The 20,681-nt window shown below is 67.6% G+C and carries 20 protein-coding genes; 8 read left to right on the forward strand and 12 right to left on the reverse strand.

Going from position 1 to position 20,681, the window contains the following annotated elements:
* The first annotated feature begins 12 nt into the window (after positions 1-12).
* Positions 13-822 carry a TetR/AcrR family transcriptional regulator gene (locus tag ABC728_RS10675; RefSeq protein ID WP_416621465.1) on the forward strand — a complete coding sequence of 270 codons (810 nt, stop codon included), beginning with the start codon at positions 13-15 and terminating at the stop codon, positions 820-822.
* A gap of 169 nt (positions 823-991) precedes the next feature.
* Here the strand turns inward: ABC728_RS10675 and ABC728_RS10680 are convergent, their stop codons facing one another.
* The 3 genes from ABC728_RS10680 to ABC728_RS10690 form a co-directional block, all read right to left on the reverse strand.
* Positions 992-1,780, reverse strand: a complete 789-nt coding sequence (locus ABC728_RS10680; protein WP_416621464.1) for an SDR family oxidoreductase — start codon at positions 1,778-1,780, stop codon at positions 992-994.
* A gap of 11 nt (positions 1,781-1,791) precedes the next feature.
* Positions 1,792-2,205 carry a YybH family protein gene (locus tag ABC728_RS10685; RefSeq protein ID WP_416621463.1) on the reverse strand — a complete coding sequence of 138 codons (414 nt, stop codon included), beginning with the start codon at positions 2,203-2,205 and terminating at the stop codon, positions 1,792-1,794.
* Between the two features lie 209 nt (positions 2,206-2,414).
* On the reverse strand, positions 2,415-3,236 hold the full coding sequence (locus ABC728_RS10690) for an enoyl-CoA hydratase/isomerase family protein (RefSeq protein ID WP_416621462.1): 822 nt from the start codon (positions 3,234-3,236) through the stop codon (positions 2,415-2,417).
* A 276-nt stretch (positions 3,237-3,512) separates the two neighbouring features.
* Here ABC728_RS10690 and ABC728_RS10695 point away from each other — a divergent pair, with 276 nt between their 5' ends.
* Complete coding sequence (locus tag ABC728_RS10695) at positions 3,513-4,190, forward strand: TetR/AcrR family transcriptional regulator (RefSeq protein ID WP_416621461.1); 678 nt, start codon at positions 3,513-3,515, stop codon at positions 4,188-4,190.
* A gap of 139 nt (positions 4,191-4,329) precedes the next feature.
* Here the strand turns inward: ABC728_RS10695 and ABC728_RS10700 are convergent, their stop codons facing one another.
* The 9 genes from ABC728_RS10700 to ABC728_RS10740 form a co-directional block, all read right to left on the reverse strand.
* Complete coding sequence (locus ABC728_RS10700; protein WP_416621460.1) at positions 4,330-5,655, reverse strand: aromatic ring-hydroxylating oxygenase subunit alpha; 1,326 nt, start codon at positions 5,653-5,655, stop codon at positions 4,330-4,332.
* Positions 5,656-5,893: 238 nt separating this feature from the next.
* The gene (locus ABC728_RS10705; RefSeq protein ID WP_416621459.1) at positions 5,894-6,379 is read right to left on the reverse strand and encodes a MaoC family dehydratase; all 486 of its coding nucleotides are present in this window, start codon (positions 6,377-6,379) and stop codon (positions 5,894-5,896) included.
* Positions 6,376-7,266: an HpcH/HpaI aldolase/citrate lyase family protein gene (locus ABC728_RS10710; RefSeq protein ID WP_416621458.1), complete on the reverse strand. Its 891-nt coding sequence runs from the start codon at positions 7,264-7,266 to the stop codon at positions 6,376-6,378. The genes ABC728_RS10705 and ABC728_RS10710 overlap by 4 nt, the downstream gene beginning before the upstream one ends.
* Positions 7,263-8,489, reverse strand: a complete 1,227-nt coding sequence (locus ABC728_RS10715) for an 8-amino-7-oxononanoate synthase family protein (protein ID WP_416621457.1) — start codon at positions 8,487-8,489, stop codon at positions 7,263-7,265. The genes ABC728_RS10710 and ABC728_RS10715 overlap by 4 nt, the downstream gene beginning before the upstream one ends.
* Positions 8,486-9,388, reverse strand: coding sequence for a cupin-like domain-containing protein (locus tag ABC728_RS10720; protein ID WP_416621456.1), 903 nt, complete (start codon positions 9,386-9,388; stop codon positions 8,486-8,488). Before ABC728_RS10720 ends, ABC728_RS10715 begins: the two co-directional genes overlap by 4 nt.
* Positions 9,385-10,080: a glycosyltransferase family 4 protein gene (locus tag ABC728_RS10725; protein ID WP_445376417.1), complete on the reverse strand. Its 696-nt coding sequence runs from the start codon at positions 10,078-10,080 to the stop codon at positions 9,385-9,387. The genes ABC728_RS10720 and ABC728_RS10725 overlap by 4 nt, the downstream gene beginning before the upstream one ends.
* Before the next feature lie 2 nt (positions 10,081-10,082).
* Positions 10,083-10,646, reverse strand: a complete 564-nt coding sequence (locus tag ABC728_RS10730; protein ID WP_445376418.1) for a hypothetical protein — start codon at positions 10,644-10,646, stop codon at positions 10,083-10,085.
* A gap of 4 nt (positions 10,647-10,650) precedes the next feature.
* Positions 10,651-11,703, reverse strand: a complete 1,053-nt coding sequence (locus tag ABC728_RS10735) for a hypothetical protein (protein WP_416621454.1) — start codon at positions 11,701-11,703, stop codon at positions 10,651-10,653.
* An 11-nt stretch (positions 11,704-11,714) separates the two neighbouring features.
* Entirely contained in the window at positions 11,715-12,476 is a 762-nt protein-coding gene (locus ABC728_RS10740) for a phytanoyl-CoA dioxygenase family protein (RefSeq protein ID WP_416621453.1), read from the reverse strand.
* Between the two features lie 179 nt (positions 12,477-12,655).
* Between ABC728_RS10740 and ABC728_RS10745 the strand changes: the two genes are divergently transcribed.
* Genes ABC728_RS10745 through ABC728_RS10770 form a run of 6 tightly spaced genes read left to right on the forward strand, consistent with a single transcriptional unit; the run spans position 12,656 to position 20,422 of the window.
* Positions 12,656-14,689: a carbamoyltransferase family protein gene (locus ABC728_RS10745; RefSeq protein ID WP_416621452.1), complete on the forward strand. Its 2,034-nt coding sequence runs from the start codon at positions 12,656-12,658 to the stop codon at positions 14,687-14,689.
* A complete protein-coding gene (locus ABC728_RS10750) occupies positions 14,686-15,582 on the forward strand; it encodes an acetaldehyde dehydrogenase (acetylating) (protein ID WP_445376419.1) in 897 nt (298 codons plus the stop codon). The genes ABC728_RS10745 and ABC728_RS10750 overlap by 4 nt, the downstream gene beginning before the upstream one ends.
* Before the next feature lie 5 nt (positions 15,583-15,587).
* The gene (gene dmpG / locus ABC728_RS10755) at positions 15,588-16,619 is read left to right on the forward strand and encodes a 4-hydroxy-2-oxovalerate aldolase (RefSeq protein WP_416621450.1); all 1,032 of its coding nucleotides are present in this window, start codon (positions 15,588-15,590) and stop codon (positions 16,617-16,619) included.
* Positions 16,612-18,654, forward strand: a complete 2,043-nt coding sequence (gene argS, locus ABC728_RS10760; RefSeq protein ID WP_416621501.1) for an arginine--tRNA ligase domain-containing protein — start codon at positions 16,612-16,614, stop codon at positions 18,652-18,654. The genes dmpG and argS overlap by 8 nt, the downstream gene beginning before the upstream one ends.
* A gap of 14 nt (positions 18,655-18,668) precedes the next feature.
* Complete coding sequence (locus tag ABC728_RS10765) at positions 18,669-19,430, forward strand: SDR family NAD(P)-dependent oxidoreductase (RefSeq protein WP_416621449.1); 762 nt, start codon at positions 18,669-18,671, stop codon at positions 19,428-19,430.
* Positions 19,430-20,422 (forward strand): ornithine cyclodeaminase family protein, encoded by a 993-nt coding sequence (locus ABC728_RS10770; RefSeq protein ID WP_416621448.1) that lies wholly within the window; start codon positions 19,430-19,432, stop codon positions 20,420-20,422. The genes ABC728_RS10765 and ABC728_RS10770 overlap by 1 nt, the downstream gene beginning before the upstream one ends.
* Positions 20,423-20,681 lie beyond the last annotated feature (259 nt).

Below are 20,681 nucleotides of genomic sequence, written 5' to 3' on the forward strand. Positions count from 1 at the left end.
CAGGGTGATCCCGTGCCGCCCAGGAAGCAGAAAGCCGTTGCCGACGACAAGGCGAATAGCGGGCAGCCGGCCACCCGCCGCCGCCGGTCGGAAGCCCAGCAGCAGAAGAACGAGGAGACGCGCACCCGCCTGTTGAACGCGGCGGCGCGGGTCATCGGCAAATATGGCTATGCCGGCTGTTCCATCGCCCGCGTCGCGGCAAGGGCCAAGGTGGCGCACGGCACCTTCTACCTGCATTTCAAATCGCAGCAGGATCTGTTCGACCAGTTGCTGCCCGCCCTGGGCGCGGAGATGCTGGAGGTGATCGGCAAGGCGGTGCGCGACAGCAAAAGCCTGATCGAGCTGGAACATCGCGGGCTGGTCGCCAATTTCGACTATCTGGTGCAGCATCCCTATCTGCACCGCGTCACGTCGGAGGCGGAACTTTACGCCCCCGTCGCCTACCGGCAATATTTCGAGGAACTGGCCAAGCCCTACAAGAAGTCGCTGCGCCGGTCGATGGCGGCGCAAAGCCGGCCGGCCTTCAGCGAGGAACAGCTGGATGCCGTCATCTCCATGCTGCTGGGTGCGCGCTATTACCTGCTGACCCGGTTCTGCGTGCAGGGCAACAGCCTGAAACCGCTGACCCCCGAGCTGACCGAAACCTATCTGCGCTTCGTTGCGGAAGGGTTGGGGGTGAAGCTGGTGACGGCGCCGTCGATGACCCCCGGGGCGGAAGCCGCCAGCGCCGGGCCGGAAGCACACGCCACCAAGGCGGTGCCGGACGGACAGGCAAAAGTGGTGCCCCTGGCCCCGCGCCGCCGGGGCAAGGCGGCGGGGTAGGGGGCCGCCCGGCGCCTTGGCACAGATGACGGGGTCCGCCGGCGGTTCTGGCAGACCCCCAGGCGCGGGCGCCAGCACGCCAACGGCTCGGCCATGCCGCACGCGGGCGGTGCTGCGGCGGTCGCCGCCGTACAAGATCCCGGTGAGTTGCACTCACCGGGATCTGGCCTCAACCCGCCGTCGCCCGTGCCACCGATGCCGCCACCTCTTCCCGCGTGGGGTTGCGGCGAAGGGTCAGCCCGCCATTGACCTGCAGGTTCTGGCCCGTCATGAAGCATTCATCCGATCCCAGCCAGACCGCGGCGGCGGCGATATCGTCCGATGTGCCGATCCGGCCCAGCGGATATTCGGGCAGGAACGCCTCTGTCAGGCCGGGAATGGCCATGTGGTCGGCCGTCATCGGCGTGGCGGTCAGGCCGGGGGAAATGGAATTGGCGCGGATGCCGCGGCTGCCGAATTCATGGGCCACGACGCGGATGATGTGATCGGTCCCGGCCTTGGCCCCCATATAGGCGGCATGATCGTTCAGCATGATGGTGGCGGTGGCCGAACTGATCTGGATGATCGACCCGCCCCGGTCCATGGCGCCGATCACGGCCTGATAGAACATGAACGGCCCCTTGAACTGAAGCGCGCTCATCTGATCGAATTCGTCCTCCGTGGTTTCCAGGAATGGTTTCAGCAGACCCCAGCCCGTGGCGTTCAGCGCGATATCGACATGGCCCAGCCTTTCCCTGGCGAAATCGGCCAGCGCGAAGACCTGTTCCCGGTCGGTGATGTCGCAAAGCGCTGCGTGCCCGCCGATCTCGCCGGCCAGCCGTTCCAGCTCGTCCCGCCTGCGGCCGGCGACCACCACCGTGGCCCCTTCCGCGGCGAAGCGGCGGGCGATGACCTGACCCATATTGTCCCGGTTGGCCGCCCCGACAACGATGGCGCCCTTGCCTTCAAGACGTCCCATGGTGCCCCCCGTCAAACCCAGTAGCGCACGGAGAAGGTGCGGGATTTGAAGGCCCAGCGACCGTCCTTCTTCACCAGGATGTCGTCATACTGGCCGTGGGTGCGCCGCGCGACACCATCGCTGTCGGTATAGGATTCCGCCGTGTACATGCGCGCCGTGGCCTGGTCGCCATCGACCTGGATGAAGCCGGGCAGCACCAGGAACACGATGTCGGGATAATGTTTCATCGCCGCCACCCAGGCGTCGACAATGGTCTGCTTGCCCGACAGCTTCTCCATGCCCGGCACGTGGGGCAGGCACCAGAAAGCATCCTGCGCCCAGGTGGAGGCCCAATCCTCGGCATTATGCTGGTTGACGGCATCCGCATAGGTCTCGTTCAGCTCGCGGATGGCGAGCCGGTCTTCCACCGGTCCCGTGAACGGCATCTTTTCCTCCCGATTTCCGATTGATCATGTGGCCGGCACCGCCAGGGGGCCGGGCAAATCTCGTGGCATCATCAGGGCCCGTCATCCCCGGATGACGCCCGCCCGATGATCATGTTGACGGGTGATCACGCCTTGCGGTGACCAGGCCTTCCAGTGATCGGTTATGATTAATGATCCGCCAGTCATTGTGTTGCAGCGGTCCCCGCTTGTCAAGCCTGCGGGCCGTTCCGGCAACCGGTGAAATCCGGCCGCCTCTTGTCCAGGAAGGCCCGCAGCCCCTCGGCGAATTCCGCGCTGTCGGCGCGGGCGGTGAACCGCTCCTTTTCGGCCAGAAGCTGTGCCGTGAAGGCCGCGGTCAGGGGCGCGCGCAACAGGGACTTTGCCGCCGCATGGGCGCCTGCGGGGCCGGCGGCCAGGCGCTGTGCCAGCGCTGCCGCCGTTGTGGCCAGGGCATCGGCGGCCACCACCTGATTGACGATGCCCAGCCGGTGCGCCTCGGCCGCGCCGAACCGGTCGCCCAGCATCACCAGTTCGCTGGCTCGTTTCAGGCCGCACAGATGCGGCAGGATCATGGTCGCCCCGCCATCCGGCGTGGCCCCCAGGTGGCAATAGGCCAGGGAGAAGCCCGCCCCCTCGGCCGCGACGGAAACGTCGCAGGCCGCGGCCAGTCCGATGCCGAACCCGGCAACAGGGCCGTTGATGGCGGCGATGACCGGCTTTGGCATGCGCCAGATGCGCTGCACCGCGCCATGGGCATGGCCGATCAGCCGGCTGAAATAACGGCGGCGGTCCGCCGGCGTCTGGTCCAGCGTGGTGGCGAATTCCCGTACATCGCCGCCGGCCATGAAGGCGCGGCCGGCCCCGGTCAGGACGATGGCGCGCACGGCGTCATCCGCCTCCAGCCCGGCCAGCACCCCGTCCAGGGCGGTGGCCAGCGCCATGTCCAGCGCGTTGAGCGCGTCGGGCCGGTTGACGGTGACATGGGCCACCGGTCCCCGCATTTCCACGCCGACCACGTCCCCGCCGGTCATCTCCCGTCCCTCCTTCACGTTCCCGTCCGGCGGTATGATTATGATCAATGAATCATTAGTCAATACAGGAAACGCCGGCCCGCCCGGAAGCGATGATGCCGCCACCCGGCCCGCCGCCCGCCCTGCCCGACGTTGAACCGTTGCCCCATCCGTTGCTATGATCCGGCGGGAAACAGCATGGGAACCGGCGCCTGTCCGGTGCCGGTTCACGTTCAGGGAGTGTCGACGGTGGGGGCAAGCGCACAGGGCCGGAAACGGAAGCCGTCCGCCGAAAAGGTGGAAAAGAACGAGGCCACGCGGATGGCCCTGATCGAGGCGGCGGCGAAGATCGTGGGGCGCTATGGTTATTCCGGCTGTTCCATCGCGCGGGTGACGGCCAAGGCCAAGGTGGCGCATGGCACCTTCTATCTGCATTTCAAGTCGCAACAGGAATTGTTCGATCTGCTGCTGCCGACCCTGGGCGCACGCATGCTGGACCGGATCAGCGAGGCGGTGCGCAACGCCACCTCCCTTTACGAGGTGGAGCGCCGGGGGCTGGAGGCGAACTTCGCCTATCTGGTGGCGCATCCCTATATGTACCGCCTGATGATGGAAGCGGAACTGTTCGCGCCGGCCGCCTTTCGCGCCCATGTCGACATGCTGGTCGAACGCTATGTCCGGTCCCTGCGCCGCAGCCTGAAGGACCAGGACCCGCCGCTGTACAGCGAGGCGGAACTGGAACAGGTGGCCAGCATGCTGATGGGCGCCCGATCCTATCTGCTGATGCGGTTCTGCGCGGCGGATGGCAAGATAAGGCCGCTGTCGCCGGAAATCCTGGATACCTATCTGCGCTTCGTCGCCAGCGGCCTGCAGGCGGGTCCGCTGGCACCACGGCCGCCGGAACCCCAGCCCGAGCCGCAACCGGCAAAAAAGCCCGCCCCCCGCCGCCGGGCGAAGGCGACGGTCAAGGATTAGGGCGGTTTTCCTTGTTTTCCGGCATGTCAACGGCCTCATCCGGTCACCCCGGCTTTCGCCGGGGTGATGGAGATAGTGAAGGTCATACCAACTTGCGATGAGTAGAACTCATCGCAAGTTGGTCCGGCGGCGACCGTCTTCAGCGCCGCCCCTCGATATAATCGTTGATCATCTCGTGAAAGCGGCGGACGCGCGCTTCCTGGCCCGTCAGATAGGCATCCTTGAACCCGCGGGAGCGCAGGCCCAGTTGCTGCCCCACGGCGATGGACAGGTCCTGGTCGGCGACGAAGCCCAGGGTCTGGTCGCCATGCGTGAAAATCTCATGCTCGGCCTCGGCCAGGGGGCGGGGGCCGACCGGGGTCGCGGCCTCCGTCTGTCCCGGCACCACGGGCACCATGTACCAATGGTCGAAGATGCATTTCTCCGGATCGGTCGGGTGGGGCTGCGGGCGCAGCAACTGGAACCCGTCGGCGCTCATGGTCAGGGAGATGTTGGGAAACAGGGTGTAATGGTGGTAGTCGGTCAACTGGTCGTCATCCAGCAGATCGTAATGGGCAAAGCCGCGTTCGCGGCCCAGCCGGCGCTTCTGTTCCTGCAGGGCGCGGCGCGCATCGCGGGCATGGCCCTGGAAGGCGGCCGGGTCCAGGTCCCAGGCGCGCAGGATGTCGTCCAGCGGCTGCGCCACATCCGTCACGCTCTGCGCCCGCAGCGATGGCAGGCCGCCCTTCATGCGCATCCGGTTGTGGCCGGAGGCGTAAAGATCGAACATCGTGTCCTGATAGGCATCCTCGATGAAGGTCGAGAGTTCGGGATGCAGGGTCGGCAGGTGATAGCTCTCGTTGAAATTGTCGTGAATGATCTTCCAGTTGCAGTTCACCTCCGCCGTCAGGTAAAGCACCCGCACCTGGCCATCCATGCCGTATTTCTCGAATTGCGGGGCCACGGGGTCCAGGAACTGCCGCAGCGGCGGGGCATCGGGGTCCATGTTGAACCAGACGAACCCGCCCCACACCTCGCACCGGACCGGGGAGAGGCGGACCTTGCCGCACGGGTTTCCCTGCGGGAAATCATCGGGATCCTGAACGCGGCAGGTGGTGCCGGCCCGGTCGAACTGCCAGGAATGATACGAACAGGTGAAGACCCTGGCATGGCCCAGATCGCCATGCACCAGCCGGTTTCCCCGGTGCGGACAGACATTGTAGAAGGCGGCGACCGACCCGTCCTCCTGCCTTACCATCAGGATGCTTTCACGGCCGATGCCATGGGTGATGTAATCGCCCGGCTGCGGCAGGTCCGCCGCCCAGCCGCCGATATGCCAGACACGGGTCCACATCCGGTCCCATTCCAGCGCCATGAATTCCCGGCTGGTATAGCGGTTCCCCGTGATCGGGTCCCCGCGCAGCGGCGGCGGCGGGGGAGAGGGATCGGCGGCGGGGCGGGGCGGCTGGCTGTTGATCACGGACACGGGCTTCATCCTCCGCAGGTCGGCCGGCATGCCGGCGCCATATTTATGATTGATGAGTCATTGATCATACTATGGCCGGAAGCGCCCGCCGTCAACGGCCGGCAGAAGCCGCGCGCGGGATATCGCCCTGCTGCGTGCCGGCGCCAGCATCCGTTGGCTTGGCGACCCCGCACGAGCGGTGCTGTGGCGGTCGCCGCCGGACCCACTTGCGATGAGTTCCACTCACCGCAACCTGGTGCTATGGCCGGCAGCGTGCCAGGAATGAGCGCTCGAAGGTGATCACGGTTTCGCCTGTGGATTTCAGGCCCGTGGTCTCCACGCCGATGATGCCTTGCTGCGGCCGCGACCGGGAGGGGCGCTTTTCGATGATGCGGCTGCGCGCATAGAGCGTGTCACCGACATAGACGGGATCGCGCAGGCGAACCTTGTCCCAGCCCAGATTGGCCACCGCGCGGGCCGAAAGCGCCTGGACCGTCATGCCGCCGACCAGCGCCAGGGTGATGGAGCTGTTCACCAGTATCCTTCCATATTCCCTGCCCTCGGCATAGGCCTTGTCGAAATGCAGCGGGTGCTGGTTCATCAGCAGCAGGGTCAGCCAGGTATTGTCCGTTTCCGTGATGGTCCGGCCCGGCCAGTGGTTGATGGTCATGCCGACCTCGAAATCCTCGAAATCGCCGCCATGGCATTCCTGATACTCGTTCTCCGCGATACGCACGAGGGTCATGACCTGCCGCTCCCGTCCCTGTTGCCGGCCCCGAAGGCCGCCTGCCACGCCTGTGCCGACCCAAGCAGGTCGCGTGCGCGCCTGACGAAAGGCGGGCCGATCATGCGCCCGTCCAGCATGCAGACACCGCCCCCGGCCGCCGCCGTGGCTTCCATGATGCGCCGGGCCTGATGCAGTTCCGCCGCCCGCGGGCGGAAGGCCGCGTTGATGCCGGCCAGTTCGCCGGGATGGACCGTTCCCTTGCCGTGGAAACCCAGCGAAACCGCCTCCTCGATCTCGGCGGCCAGGGCGCCGGGATCATCCAGGCGGAAATTCCCGGTATCCAGGCAGCCGATGCCGGCACCCGCCGCGGCCAGGGCCATCGCCTGGCGCGCGGCGCGCAGCGCGGCCGCACCGATATCCACGCCGATGGTTGCGGCCAGATCGGCCGATCCCAGGATCATCCCGTCCAGGGCATGCGCCAGTTCGGCGATGCGCTGCACGGCCTGGACCGTCTCGATGGTCGCATACAGGGCCGGGTGCCACCCGGCATCCGCCAGCGCCGCCCGCAGGCAGGCCGGCTCGGCGGCATCCTCGACCATGGTCATGAAGATGAAGGCCGGGCGCACCGGCGCCCCCATCAGCATCACCATGTCCCGGTGATGATCGGCCGTCCGGCAGCCATTGACGCGGACCGCCATCCGGCCCGGATCGCCGCCGCCGGCCAGGGCCTGCCGGCAGGCCGCCCGCGCCGCGTCCCGGCCGTCCCGCGGGACCGAATCTTCCAGATCGATCAGGTACAGGTCGGCATCATGCGTCCGCGCCTGTGCCAGATGCGCCGGGTTGCGGGCCGAACTGTAAAGCACGCTGCGCGGTATGGCCCGGCGGGGCGCTGCATCCCGCCTCATGCCGCGTCCCCGGCGCGGGTGGCGAAGCCGGCGATCATGCCGCACAGGCCCCGGATCGTCTCGTCACCCTGGCCGACACGCATCATGACCCGCAGGCCGGCGGTGCCGCGCGCGACGATCGGGAAAAAGACGGGGGAGACGTAATAGCCGGCCGCGAACAGCGCCCGCCCCAGTTCCACGACCTGCGTGTCCGGGACGGACACCAGCCGGATGGGAAAGCCGGCCCCGGCCTGCGGTGTGGGCACCAGGCTGTCGAACAGGGCGATCTTCTGCCGCAGCCGGGCCTGAAGGGTGGAGAGTTCCCCCGTCCGGTGGATCTCGGCCGAAGCCATGCTGGCGCCCACGGCGGCGGTGTTCATGGGCTGGGAATAGCTGAGCGCGCCGGCGAACCGCTCGACGATGCGCAGCGTCTCATGGCTTTGCCCGCCGAACATGATGGCGGCACCGCTGGCGCCAAAGGCCTTGTTCAGGGTGGCGACGATGATCGTCCGCTCATCCAGCCCGGCCATGGTGCTGCGCACGTGGCCGGCGCCGCGCCGGCCGGAAATGCTCAGCGAATGGCTGTCATCGTAATAGACATACAGCCCGTACCTTTCCTGCAGGCGGGACAGGTCGGCGACGGGGGCATAGCCGCCCAGGCTGTCGCTGCCATCGCAGACATAGCAGACCGTCGGGTGGCGGCGGCACATATCCTCGATGAAGTCGAGATCGTGATGGCGGCAGGTGAGCACCTCCGTCTCGTCGGCGCAGGCCGGCTTGGCCTGGCTCATCGATACGTGACAATTCTTGTCGAAGATCATCAGGGGCCGCCGGCCGCCGCTGAGATGGCCCGACCCCAGCAGCGGCAGCAGCCCGGCCGAGGCGACACTGGCGGAAATGGCGCTGACCACCTGGACCTCGAACAGCTCGCCAAGCGAGGCTTCGAGTTCGAGCAGCGCCGGTAACTGGACCCGGGCGCGGGGAATGCAATGGTCCAGCACGCCGAAGCGGCGCAACGCCGCGATGGCGCCGTCGATCACCCGCGGATGCTGGTCCAGATCCAGATAGGAACAGCAACTGAAATTGACGAAACGGTGCCCGTCGGCCCTGCGCAGTTCCCCGCCATCGAGATCGGCCACGATCCCGGCCAGCCCGTGCTTTTCGGACAGGTTCCAGAAGGCATTGCCGATTTCGATCGCCTTTGCATTGTTCCGGTAACGGTTTTCCGGCGTGACTTTGGTCATGGGGCGTCGCTGGCTCCCGGTTGGGGCTGGGGGGCCGGCCGGCTGCGGGCAGCCGGCCGGTAGTCGTAGAGCTTCATGAAGCGCCGGAACGCATCCTTGTAGAGCGCGTCGAACAGCACATAGGGATGGCGCAGCACCTTCGGCGTGTAGAGCCAGAAGTTCATGTTGACGTTCGCATCTTCCCCCAGGGGGTCGACCTGATGCCACCAGGCGGTTGGCAGGTACAGCATCTGGCCGGGCCGCAGAACGCATTCGCGGGCCTTGGGCAGTTCCGCCGCCATGGCGGGATAGGCCGTCAGGTCCAGCCGGGTCACGTCGGGAAATGCCGAATGGTGGCCGAACCCTTTCAGAACGGGGCGGGTGCTGTAGCGGCGCCAGCCCGGCGGCAGGCAGATGAAGCGCTTCGCCCCGGCAAGCTGGAGATTGAAATTCTCCATCTCGTCGAAATGGAGGCGGCCGAACTGCCCCTTGAAATTGATCCAGACATTCACCCGGTTGCCTGGCCGCCGGTAGGGGAACAGCGGTGCCGCGGGCATGCCCAGCACATCGTCCACCAGGCCGGGATTCTTCGCGATGTTGGTCACGACGCGGTAAAGGGTCTTCCCGTCCCTGGCCCGATAGCCGGGATTGTCGAGAAATTCCCCCAACGGGATGCTGGTGACCCTTGAGCGCTGCCGTGTGGCGATATCCGCCGGCTTGCAGAACAGCGTGACCTGTTCCCCGCCCAGGCCGGACCGTATCCGGTCGAATGCCGCCTGCGCCTCGTCGGCGCCGTACCAGTCGATCACGCAGGGCGTGTCCCGCCGCATGATGGCGGCCGGTCCCTGTTCCAGGAAGGCGGCGCGGGTCAGGACCGGAACGGGCTGGCCCAGGATGAGACGGGCGGCGTCGGGCATCATCGGTGATCCTCGGCAGGAAGGGCACCACCGGGCAGCGACGGCACATCCAGCCCGTAGGCATCGGTGACGAAGGCGGCCACCTGCCGGAAATCCGCCTGCGCTTCGGCATCCAGGCTTCCCAGGTCATGCGCAGCGGTGTCGGTGCAGCGGGCGAACAATTGTCCGCGCGGGATGGCAAGGGCGGCGCGGGGCCGCCGGGGCCGGTCGACAAGCCGCACCCAGGTCCGGGCCAGATGGTCGCGCCAGTGCAAGATATGCTCCGCCGTTGCAAGCCGGCGCCCTGCGGCCCGGCCCATGGCGGCGCGGCGGCCGGGATCGCGGGCCAGCGCGACGGCGGCGGCCACGAACGCGGCACAATCATCCACGACGGCCGCGCAGTCCGGCGTCACCAGATCGCGGATGCCGCCATGGGGAAACACGATGCAGGGCAGGCCGGCGGCCATCGCCTCCTGCAACGCCTTTTCACTGGTGGCATAGGTGAACGGGTTGAGCGGATAGAAGAATATGTCCGCCGCCTGCAGGAAGGCGTCCGCCTGCTCGATGAAGCCCGTGAAGTCGACCCGGTCGGCGATGCCCAGCGCCTCGGCCTCCCGGCGATAGGCGTCCAGCGTTCCGTCTCCGGCGAACCTGAAGCGTGCCGTGGGAACCTGCCGCAGGATCGCCGCCGCCATCGGCAGGGCGGCGCGATGCATCTTTATCGGCTCCACCGTGCCCAGATAGGCAAAGACGATTTCTCCCCCCGGCCGGCCGGCTGGCGCCTCTGCCGGCCCCGGCCGGTCGGGGGGGAAACCGTCGGCGCGGCGGAATAGACGCAGGGCGGCGGGGGAAGGCCGGCGGCCTGCCGGGCCCGGACGAATGCCGGATTGCCGGCCGCACCGGGCGTCGTCACGGAACAAAGATCGACCCGGGACAGAAGCAGCGCCGACGGGCACATGTAGGGCGCATCGAAATGCCCCCGGCTGTGCAGCAGCAGCCGGCAGGGCGGCAGGTCGGTCGATGTCAGGAAGGCGTTGACCTCCGGATTGTTCCACCATTCGATCTGCACGCCGTCGCAGCTTCGCACCGCGTCCATGATGGCGGCCGGGTCCCGGATCACCTCCACCCCGCTGCGGGCGAAACGGGCCAGTGCCGCCGGTTCCGGCCGCCGCAGCGACGCGACGGTCTGGGTGAAGCCGGGCGGGCCGTCGATGCACTGGCGCAGCATGCCCAGACTGGCGCCGCCATCGGTAACCTCCCGGATCACATGCAGGATCCTCATCGCCTCATGCCCCGTGCCGCCATGCCGACAGCAGCGCGTCCCGATCCGGAAAGCCGGGCCCGAACAGCGCATCGTTCAGGGCCGGCACCGTCTCGTCGGCAAGCATCAGGAACCGGAAAAGCGGATCGTCCAGCATGACCGGCCAGCGCCTCAGCACATCCATCGTCGCGGCCCGGCCATCCCGCGACAATCCGTCGAACGAACTCCCGCCGCCGATGGGGCTGATGGCGGCCGGCACCTCGGGCGACCGTGCAAGCCCCAGCGCGGCCGACAAGGCCGCCCGTTCCCCCGCATCCCCCACCCACCGGTTGAACAATACCGGGCGCAAGGGGGTGCAGCCATCCAGGACCAGCCGGGCATACCGGCACCAGAGATCGGGGAAATCCCGGACCCTGAAGCGATAGGCGAAGGCCGGCCGGTCCCGCGCGCTCCGCGCGATGGAAGCGGCGTTGTTGGGATAGTCCCGCAGCAGCAGAAGCGCGTCGGCGCGGTGGGCGACGCGGGCGTTCCAGGCAAACGGAAACACCGCCGGATCGCAATTCTCATAGGACACGATCAGGCAGCGTTGCAGGGCGGACGGCACGACCTGCCCGTATTTGTGGCCATCGACCCGCAGCCGGCCCGGCCCGCCTTCGAACAGTGCCGGTTCCGCGCTGTTGAGGAACAGGACCTCGCCGGCCGCGAAATGCCGCGACAGCCATTCGACCAGCGCGTGGTTGCCGGAACGGCGGATGCCGAACAGGAAGAAGGCCCGGTCGAACAGCGGGGCGGGGGCCCCGCCCGGCGGTTGCAGTCCGGCGACGGCCCGGCGAAGCACCCCCCGGTCCAGTCGCCCCGACCGGAGATCGGCCAGGGTCCGGCGCTGAAAGGCCAGGGCCGCGGCCAGGGCCCCCTGGCCGCGGTATCCCGGATCCTCTCCGCAGAGATCGAGGGTCAGCCGGTCGAGCGCGGCGGCCGGCAGCAGGGTCGCAAGATCCTGGACATGGCGTTCGATCTCGTCATCGGTCCGTGCCGCGGCGGGGACTTCCGGTATCTGCGTGATGGCTTGCATGTGCATGGCGTGCCCGTTCACCCGACCGCCGCGGCCGGAAGCCCGGCCGGCCGCAACGGCGTGGTCGTGCCATAGCGGGAATGCTGGCCGGCCGCGCGCGGGGCGGCGATATAGTTCACGATGGCGGCGAGACGGCCCCGGTCCGACCGGTTCGGCCTGCTGGCATGGATGGTCAGCACATCCAGGAACAGCGCGTCCCCGGCCGCCATCTCGATCACCCTGACGCTCTGCGGATCGATGCGGCCGTCTTCGATCTGCCAGTCCTCAAGCTCGTGATGTTCCAGCATGCCCCGGCTGTGCGACCCCGGCACGACCTCCATGCAGCCATTGCCGGCCGTTGCCGGGTCGATGGGACACCAGATGGTCACCTGCGCACCCGTCATGTCCGGCCAATAGGCAAGGTCCTGGTGGAAGGGTTTGCGCCGGCCCTGGAACGGCGGCTTGTAGAGCATCTTGGATGAATGGAGATAGATCCGGGGGCCGATGAACCGTTCGACCAGGTCCAGGACGCGGTCGCCGCCGAAGATGGACCTGAAAACCGCCGAATGCTCGAACGGGGCAGGGACCCGGCGCACGATCCGCGCCGCACCGTCCCCGTCGGCCGGTTCCCATGCGGTGCCATCCTGCCGCCAGCGCTCCTCCCCCTCGCCACGGTCGGCCTTTGCCTGGGCCTGGGTCAGCAGCAGCCTCAACGCCTCGCATTGCGCGGGGTCAAGAAGACCGGGGACGACGCAATAGCCGTTTTCCCGGAAAAAGGTCATATCCGGAATAAAGCCCATTGATGCGCTTTCCTCTGAAAGAATGCTGGCTTATACTCTTATTGGTAGGTAAGAGTCCATGATGCATCGATATAAATGCGAAAGAGGCTTTATATAATGCAATCGTTGAGTCGTGTGGCGGCAGGGGTCTCTCCCATCAGGAACGGACCGTTCGCGGCCTGCACGTTCGTGGGGGTGCGATGACGCGGAACCCCAGGATCATCGTCGGCATTTCCTGTTCCCATGATGCGTCCGCCTGCCTGCTGGTCGACGGCAGGCTCGTGCGGGCCGTGCAACTGGAACGGCTGACCCGCGTGAAGCATGATGGCCGGCCGTTCCTGTCCAGCCGGGCGGCCGTCGATTACTGCCTGGAGGCGGAGGGGCTGACGCCGGACGATGTCGACCTGTTCGCGTTCAATTCCCAGAACCTGCTGCCCGGACAGGTCGGGCTGGGCTTTCCCCTGGCCGATGGCGGGTTCGACCTGTTCGACCCGCTGGGAGACCGGTCGGTCTTCGTCACCCACCATCTGGCCCATGCGTTCGCCGCCTATTTCTGCGCGCCGTTCGGCGATGCGACCGTCATGGTGATCGACGGGTCCGGCGGCAGCGTCATCGGCGATGACGACCTGATCCTGGACGGGCCGGGCCTTGCCGCCTATATCGCCCGCCCGGTGCCGGTGCCGCGCCCCGGCTATCATGCGGAATCCATCTATCATTTCACCGATGAGGGCTACCGGCTCTGCCGGCGGCACGTGGCGCGGTCCTTCCATCCGATGTGCGGCTCCTCCTCCCTGGGCGAGACCTATGCCGCCGTCTCCCACCATGTGTTCGGCGACTGGATGGAGGGGGGAAAGCTCATGGGCCTGGCACCCTATGGCCAGGCGCAGGCGTTCGGCCCCAGCCTGCTGGAAACCGCGGCGGACGGGTTGCTGCATTTTTCCAGCGGCTGGAAGGCCGCGCAGACCGACGCCGTTCGCCGCCTGGACCCGATGGCACACCGTCATCTGGCCGCGCGGGTCCAGCGCGACCTGGAAGCCGCGCTGGTGGAGCGGGCGCGCCACGCCATCGGGCTGACCGGCGCCGCCCGCATCGCCTATGCCGGCGGCGTGGCGCTGAACAGCGTCGCGAACCAGCGGATCGTGGAACTGCCGGGGGTGGAGCGCTTTTATGCCATGCCGGCCAGTCACGATGCCGGCATCTGCATCGGTGCCGCCGCGGCGGCCCTTTATTTCGCCACGGGGCAGTGCAAGGGGCAGCCGGTCACCCATGATTTCCTGGGCCGCGGCTATCGCCCTGACGAGGTGGCGTCGGCCATCGCCGACCATCAAGCCGCGATGACGGTGGAACCGATGTCCATCGCGGCAGTGGCACAGCGCCTGCGGGACGGGCAGGTCGTGGGCTGGTTCGAAGGCGGGGCGGAGTTCGGTCCCCGCGCGCTCGGCCACCGGTCCATCCTGGCCGCCCCGTTCGAGCGGGAGACATGGCGCCACCTGAACGCGGCGATCAAGTACCGGGAGGAGTTCCGCCCCTATGCCCCCCTGGTCCTGGCCGAGGCGGCGGAAACCTTCTTCGACATGGGGCCGGACCCGGAAAGCCCCTATATGCTGCGCGTCGTCAGGGTGAGGGACGAATGGCGGCCGCGGCTGGGGGCGGTGACGCATGCCGACGGATCGGCCCGCGTGCAGACGGTGGACCGCATCCGCACCCCACGCCTGCATGCGCTGCTGACGGCATTCGCCGGCCTGACGGGCGTGCCCATCCTGGTCAATACCAGCATGAATGTCCGGGGTCAGCCCATGGTGGAAACCCCTTCCCAGGCCATCGAGATGCTTTTGTCCACCGGCATGGATTGCCTGGTCATGGAGGACCGGCTGCTGACGCGCTATGTCTGCCCGGCCGGCCGGATCGAGGATCACGCCGTCATCCTGGCCCCCGGCTGCTCCCTTCATGCCGAGGGGCGGGGGGACGGGATCATCTGCACGGTCGCCGCGCAGGCCCAGGGGAACCGGCCCGTGGCCGTTCCAAGACCGCTGTTCCTGTGCCTGGCCGACGCGACGGCGGGGCACAGGGTGGGGGCGCTGCTGGCGGCACATGGCATCGAAGGTCCCCGGCGTGCGGAGGCCCTGGCCGCCCTGCGCGACCTGATCGACGGGCATCGCCTGCTGGTGCTCCGCCCCGACGGCCCCATGGCCCCCATGGACCCTGCGGCCCCAACGCCCCGAGTGACCGGATGATCATGGAACCTGTGCCGCTGCGTGTCGCCCTCATCGGTGCCGGGTTCATCGGCACGGATCTTCTGATCAAGATCGGCCGGTCGCAGAAGCTGCGCTGCGTCCATGTCGTGGGGCGGGACATGAATTCCACCGGCCTGCGATGGGCGGCCCGGAACGGCTACCGTGTGTCCGATCAGGGTGTGGCCGCCCTGCTGGCCGACCCGGAGGGCTTCGATCTCGTCTTCGATGCCACCGACGCGCGGGCCAACCTGAACCATTGGCGCCTGCTGGACCCGCTGGGGAAGATACTGGTCAATCTGACGCCCAGCCCGTCGGGCGTGATGATTGCGCCGACGGTCAATGGCGGGGCCGTCACCCGGTCGCGCAACATCAACCTGATCAGTTGCGGTGGCCAGGCGGCCGTGCCCATCGTCCATGCGCTGGGCCGGGTCGCCGCGCGCATCCCCTATATCGAGGTGGTGACCACGGCGGCCAGCCGCAGCGTCGGCCAGGGCACGCGGATGAACCTGGACGAGTTCATCGATGTGACGGGCGGCGCGGTGCAGGCCTTTTCCGGGGCGGCACAGGTGAAGGCGCTGGTCAATCTCAGCCCGGCCAGCCCGGCCCCGGTCTTCCGGGTCGCCATCACCGCCCTGCTGGAAGGGGCGGACGCCACGGAGGTCCGGCAGGCGATCGAACAGGCCGCCGCCGGCGTGCGCCGCTTCTGCCCCGGCTATGCCGTCACCACCTGCGACATCCGTGCGGACGGGACAATCTTCATCGCCATCGGCGTCACCGGGCGGGGGGACCGGCTGCCCTTCTTCGCCGGCAACCTGGACATCATCAACGACGCCGCGGTGGCGGTGGCGGAAAGCCTGGCCGATCTTTCCATTCCCGCGGGGCACAGGGCATGAACGGCATGCAACCACCGTCGATCCGCATCTATGATCCGACCCTGCGCGACGGCCAGCACGCCGTGCGGCACCAGCTGGGGGAACGGCATCTGGCCGCCTATGCCGCGGCGGCGGACCGCGCGGCCATTCCGGTGGTGGAGGTGGGGCACGGCAACGGCCTTGGCGCCTCCTCCCTGCAGGCGGGGCGGGCGGCGCTGACCGACCGGGAGATGCTGCGCACGGTGCGCGCGGCCCTGCGCAACAGCCGCATGGCCGTCTTCATGCTGCCCGGCTGGGGCGTGACCCGCGATATCGATACCGCCGCCGGGGAGGGGGCCGACATCGTCCGGATCGGCGCCCATTGCACCGAGGCCAACGTGACCGAACGCTATCTGGGCCATGTGAACCGGATGGGGCTGGAGGCCCAGGGGGTCCTGCTGATGAGCCACATGGCCTCGCCGGAGCGGCTGGCCCGGGAATGCCGGCGCATGGTGGAGTTCGGGGCCCATGCGGTCGGGCTGTTCGACAGCGCCGGCCATTACCTTCCCAAGGACGTGTCGGAGCGTATCGCGGCGATCCGCAGCGAAGTCGGCGTGCCCATCCTGTTCCATGCGCATAACAATCTGGGCATGGCCGTCGCCAACGCCGTCGCGGCGGCCGAGGCGGGCGCCACCATCCTGGACGCCTGTGCCCGCGGGTTCGGGGCCGGGGCCGGCAACGCACAGCTTGAAGTGCTGGTGCCCGTGCTGGAACGGCTGGGCTACCGTCTCGGCATCGATCTCTATGCCCTTCTGGACGCCGCCGAACTGGCGGAACGGGACCTGATCGGCGCCAATCTGCCGCGTATCGACCAGTTGAGCATCGTCAGCGGACTGGCCGGCGTCTTCTCCGGCTTCAAGTCCCGGGTGGCGGCAATCGCGGGCGAGCGCGGGCTCGATGCACGGGACATTTTCTTCGAACTGGGCCGGCGGCAGGTCATTGCGGGGCAGGAGGATGTCATCTATGACGTTGCCGATGCTCTTATGAACGGGAAAATGCGGCGTGACGCTGATGAATGAACTTGCCGAGAGGAACAGGCTCCGCCGTCTGGAAGTCGAAGCCTATTGCCGCGACCGCCGCGCCGCGCATGCGGCGTCGTCCTTTCCGGCCTTTGACGCCTATCCGATCCCGATGCTGAAGCGCCGGATCGCCGATGCCCTGTCCGCCCGGTGGGGCAAGGGCCGGCTGAACCCGCAGATCGAGCTGATCGAGCGCGAGCGCTATGGCGGCGATCTGGTCGTGAAGGTGCCCGAACTGCTGCGCGACGGAGGGCCGAAGGGCTTCATCGCCAAGCACCTGCCCTGGATCGTGGAGGAATTGTCGCAGCCCGCCTTCGCCGATGCCATCGCGCGCATCGAGGCCAAGGGGATGTATGTCAACCTGACGCTGAGCGACCGCTGGCTGCTGCAAAGCGCGCAGGATGTGGTGGAGCGCGGCGAGGATTTCGGCCTGAACGACGCGCTGCGCCCGACGACATACGTGGTGGATTATTCATCCCCCAACGTGGCCAAGGTGCTGCATGCCGGCCATATCCGGTCGACCATCATCGGCCATGTCCTGTCCAACCTGTTCGAGGCGTGCGGGGCGCTGGTCTATCGCGTCAACCATATCAACGATTTCGGCGGGTTCGGCTTCACGCTGGAAGGCTATCGCCGGTTCAAGGACCTGTTCCCCCCGGCAATGGGGGAGAATGACCGCCTGCTGGAAATCTATCGCATCCGCCGCACGGCGGAGCGGATCATCGAAAAGCGGGTGCCGCTGGACGAGGTGCCGGCCGAGGACCGGGAGATCATCACCCGTTATTTCGGTGTGGACAGCACCGATGCGCTGGAGGGCCGGTTCCGCGACTTCGTCCGTGTCGCCGACGCCCGCTTCGCGGCGCTGGAGAGGGGCGAGCCCGAGGAGGTCGGGCTCTGGGCGCAGATGGTGGGATGGAGCCTTGCCGACTTCGACAGGTTCTATCAGGCGCTGGATGTCGAGTTCGACCTGACCATCGGCGAGAGCTTCTATGCGGAGGCGGGGGACGCGGTCGTCGATCGCGGGCTGGAAACCGGCGATGCGCTGGTGCTGACCGAAGCGATCGCCGGGGAGGCGCTGGCCGCCCTGGACGCGCAGCAGGCGGAAGGCAAGATCACCGAGGTGGAGCGCGATACGCTCTCGAAGCTGGTGCGCAAGGATATCGGCGCCGTCGTGGTGCCGCTGGACAATAACGAGCGGTATGTCGTCCGCCGCGCGGACGGCAACAGCATCTATGCCACCCGCGACCTGGGGGCCATCAGCCTGCGGCGGCAGATATTCAATCCGACCGACATCATCTATGTCGTCGGACAGGAACAGCAGGTCCATTTCGACCGGCTGTTCCGGGCGGCCCTGCGGCTGGGGCTGGCATCGCCGGGCGATCCGCGCTTCCAGCATCTCTGGTTCGGCTTCTATGTCGATGCGAAATCCGGCAGGAAGCTGTCCAGCCGCGACACCGTCGCCAATGTCAATCACATGCTGGTGGAAGCGAAGCGCCATTTCCGCGATCGCCTCAGCGACCGGGTCGACCAGGGTCCGGAGGAGATCGAGAAGGCGGCGCAGGAACTGTCCATCGGCTCGGTCGTCTTCAACGACCTGCAGCAGGACATGAAGGGGTCGGTCGAGATCGATGCGGCCAACCTGGAGGCCACCATCGCCGGCTTCGAGAAGTCGGGCGGCGCCTATGTCGTCTATTCGGCCTGCCGCGCGCGCAGCATCCTGCGGCGCCACGGCAAGGAGCCGCCGGCGGCCAAGGATATCGACACGTTCGAGATCGACGCGCAGGAAGCCCACATGCTCCTGACGATCCAGGAGATCGTGGAGAAGATCAGGATCACGGCGGAGAAGTCCAATCCCGCGATCCTGGTGCGCCACCTGCTGGGCATCGCGGCGATCTACAATTCCTATTATGCGCGCGTGCCGGTGATCCGGGACGGCCAGGCCGATCCGGCGCGCCTGCTGATCACCAAGGCGGTTCAGCATTCGCTGACCGCCGGCCTCAGGCTCTGCCATGTGGAGTGCCCGGAGGCGATCTGACGACAGGGGGGAACTTGGCGCGACTTGATGGCAAACGCTGCCTCGTGACGGGCGGTGCCAACGGCATCGGTCGCGCCATTGCCGAGGCGTTCGCGGTCGAAGGCGGGGATGTCTTCATCACCTCCCGGGCCGATCCCGCCGCCGCCGCCGCCGTCTGCGCCGGCATTGCCGGCATGGGCCGCCAGACGGGCTTCCTGGTCATGGAGGCGGAAACGCCCGACGCCGTGGAAAGCCTGTTCACCGCGGCGCAGGCCTGCCTGGGCCGGATCGACGTGCTGGTCAACAATGCCGCCACGGCGGCCCGCACACCCTTTCTGGAGATGAGCGAGGCGGAATATGACCGCACCATGACGGTCAATCTCCGCTTCCCCTTCTTCACGACGCAGCGTTTCGCCCGGACCTGCGTGGCCGATGGCCGGCCGGGCAGCGTCATCAATGTGGCCTCCGTCAGCGCCACCAAGGCGATCAGCCGGCTGAGCGCCTATCAATGCAGCAAGGCGGGGCTGGTGATGCTCACCCGTGGCGCGGCTTACGAGCTGGCGCCCTGGGGCGTGCGCGTCAACACCCTGTCGCCGGGCCTGACGGCGACCAAGGGCAATGCCGACCAATGGCGCGACAATCCCGTTCTGTGGCAGGAAAGGGGGCGCGACCTTCCCCTGGGCCGGGCCGGGACACCGGCGGACATGGCCGGGGCCGCCGTGTTCCTGGCCTGCGACCAGTCCGCCTGGATGACGGGCGGGGAGATCGTGGTCGATGGCGGGGACAGCGTCATCTGATGCCGCCCGCCATCCCTTTCATCACGCGCGAGCGGCTGGCGGATCCCCGGCTGATGGCGCTTGCCATCGACGCCATCGGCCCGGCCTTCGCATCATTGACCGGCGGCGGCCTGCAGGCGCCGGACCGCACCTTGATCCAGACCGGCGCCGCGCCGCCCCTGCGGCAATTGCTGGTCAGCCCGGTCGCCTGGCCGGACCGGGCCCGGGCGACCGTCAAGGTCACCACGCTGACGCCTGCCAACCCGGCCCGCGGGCTGGCATTGATCCAGGGGCTGGTGCTGCTGCTCGACCTTGAAACCGGCCAGCCACGGGCGATGCTGGAAGGCGGCGGCCTTACGGCATTGCGCACGGGGGCGACGGCCGGTTATGCGGCACAGCGCCTCTCCGCCCCGGGGGCCGCCGATCTGGCCGTGATCGGCGCCGGGGTCCAGGCGCGGGCGCTGATCGATGCCATGCTGACGGTGCGCCCCATCCGGACCGTGCATCTGGCCTCCCGCGGGCGGTCGGGGCTCGACCGGCTGGCGGACTGGGTCGCGTCGCGCTGGGGCCGGCGGGTGGATGTACGGGTCCATGACGATGTCGGGGCGGCGGTGGCCGGGGCCGACATTCTTTGCACCGCGACATCGACGGAAGACCCTACCCCCCTGGTCACGCCCGGCATGGCACGGCCGGGCACTTTCTATGCCGTCATCGGCGGCGCGACCGAGCATGCCTGCGAGATCGCACCGGACCTGTTGCGCGGCGCGCGTGTGGTGGTGGAGACGGTGGACGGCGCCCTGGCCGAAGCCGGGGAGATACGGGCCGCCCTGGCGCGCGGCTTCCTGCACGCGGCCGACCTGCTGGACCTGCCCACCCTGGCCACCGCCCCCCACCCACCCCCCGCCGACCGACCGGCAACCATCTTCCGATCCGTCGGCCACGCCGCAGAAGACCTCGCCGTGGCCGACGCGGTCTTTGAGGCGATGGGCGGGGAGGGGGGCGGCCCGTTGTAGCTATCGAAGCCAAGTCTTTGATGCTCCGAAGCGAACATAAAATCAACGCGGTGAGCAGCGAATGGCCTGAACTTGCACAATAAATTGGCATCAACATGTTCAATAATTTGCAGATCGCAGGCGAATACAGAAAATCACCCGAACCGCGTTTTCCCCTTGGAGCCTGATCCGAAATTAAGTTGAGTGGTATCAGCGGGTTAGCTTGACAGCGTTCCCTATCGGTGATTTAGGGGTTTCGCCAAAAACAACCGTGCATCTC

Source organism: Niveispirillum fermenti (assembly GCF_052474395.1).

Bases quoted from the DNA above. Each gene is read 5' to 3' on its own strand.
- ABC728_RS10680 (WP_416621464.1), bottom strand. From the start codon at position 1,780: ATGGGACGTCTTGAAGGCAAGGGCGCCATCGTTGTCGGGGCGGCCAAC.
- ABC728_RS10685 (WP_416621463.1), bottom strand. From the start codon at position 2,205: ATGCCGTTCACGGGACCGGTGGAAGACCGGCTCGCCATCCGCGAGCTG.
- ABC728_RS10690 (WP_416621462.1), bottom strand. From the start codon at position 3,236: ATGACCGGCGGGGACGTGGTCGGCGTGGAAATGCGGGGACCGGTGGCC.
- ABC728_RS10705 (WP_416621459.1), bottom strand. From the start codon at position 6,379: ATGACCCTCGTGCGTATCGCGGAGAACGAGTATCAGGAATGCCATGGC.
- ABC728_RS10710 (WP_416621458.1), bottom strand. From the start codon at position 7,266: ATGAGGCGGGATGCAGCGCCCCGCCGGGCCATACCGCGCAGCGTGCTT.
- ABC728_RS10715 (WP_416621457.1), bottom strand. From the start codon at position 8,489: ATGACCAAAGTCACGCCGGAAAACCGTTACCGGAACAATGCAAAGGCG.
- ABC728_RS10720 (WP_416621456.1), bottom strand. From the start codon at position 9,388: ATGATGCCCGACGCCGCCCGTCTCATCCTGGGCCAGCCCGTTCCGGTC.
- ABC728_RS10725 (WP_445376417.1), bottom strand. From the start codon at position 10,080: ATGCATCGCGCCGCCCTGCCGATGGCGGCGGCGATCCTGCGGCAGGTT.
- ABC728_RS10730 (WP_445376418.1), bottom strand. From the start codon at position 10,646: ATGAGGATCCTGCATGTGATCCGGGAGGTTACCGATGGCGGCGCCAGT.
- ABC728_RS10735 (WP_416621454.1), bottom strand. From the start codon at position 11,703: ATGCACATGCAAGCCATCACGCAGATACCGGAAGTCCCCGCCGCGGCA.
- ABC728_RS10740 (WP_416621453.1), bottom strand. From the start codon at position 12,476: ATGGGCTTTATTCCGGATATGACCTTTTTCCGGGAAAACGGCTATTGC.
- ABC728_RS10745 (WP_416621452.1), top strand. From the start codon at position 12,656: ATGACGCGGAACCCCAGGATCATCGTCGGCATTTCCTGTTCCCATGAT.
- ABC728_RS10750 (WP_445376419.1), top strand. From the start codon at position 14,686: ATGATCATGGAACCTGTGCCGCTGCGTGTCGCCCTCATCGGTGCCGGG.
- dmpG (WP_416621450.1), top strand. From the start codon at position 15,588: ATGCAACCACCGTCGATCCGCATCTATGATCCGACCCTGCGCGACGGC.
- argS (WP_416621501.1), top strand. From the start codon at position 16,612: ATGAATGAACTTGCCGAGAGGAACAGGCTCCGCCGTCTGGAAGTCGAA.
- ABC728_RS10770 (WP_416621448.1), top strand. From the start codon at position 19,430: ATGCCGCCCGCCATCCCTTTCATCACGCGCGAGCGGCTGGCGGATCCC.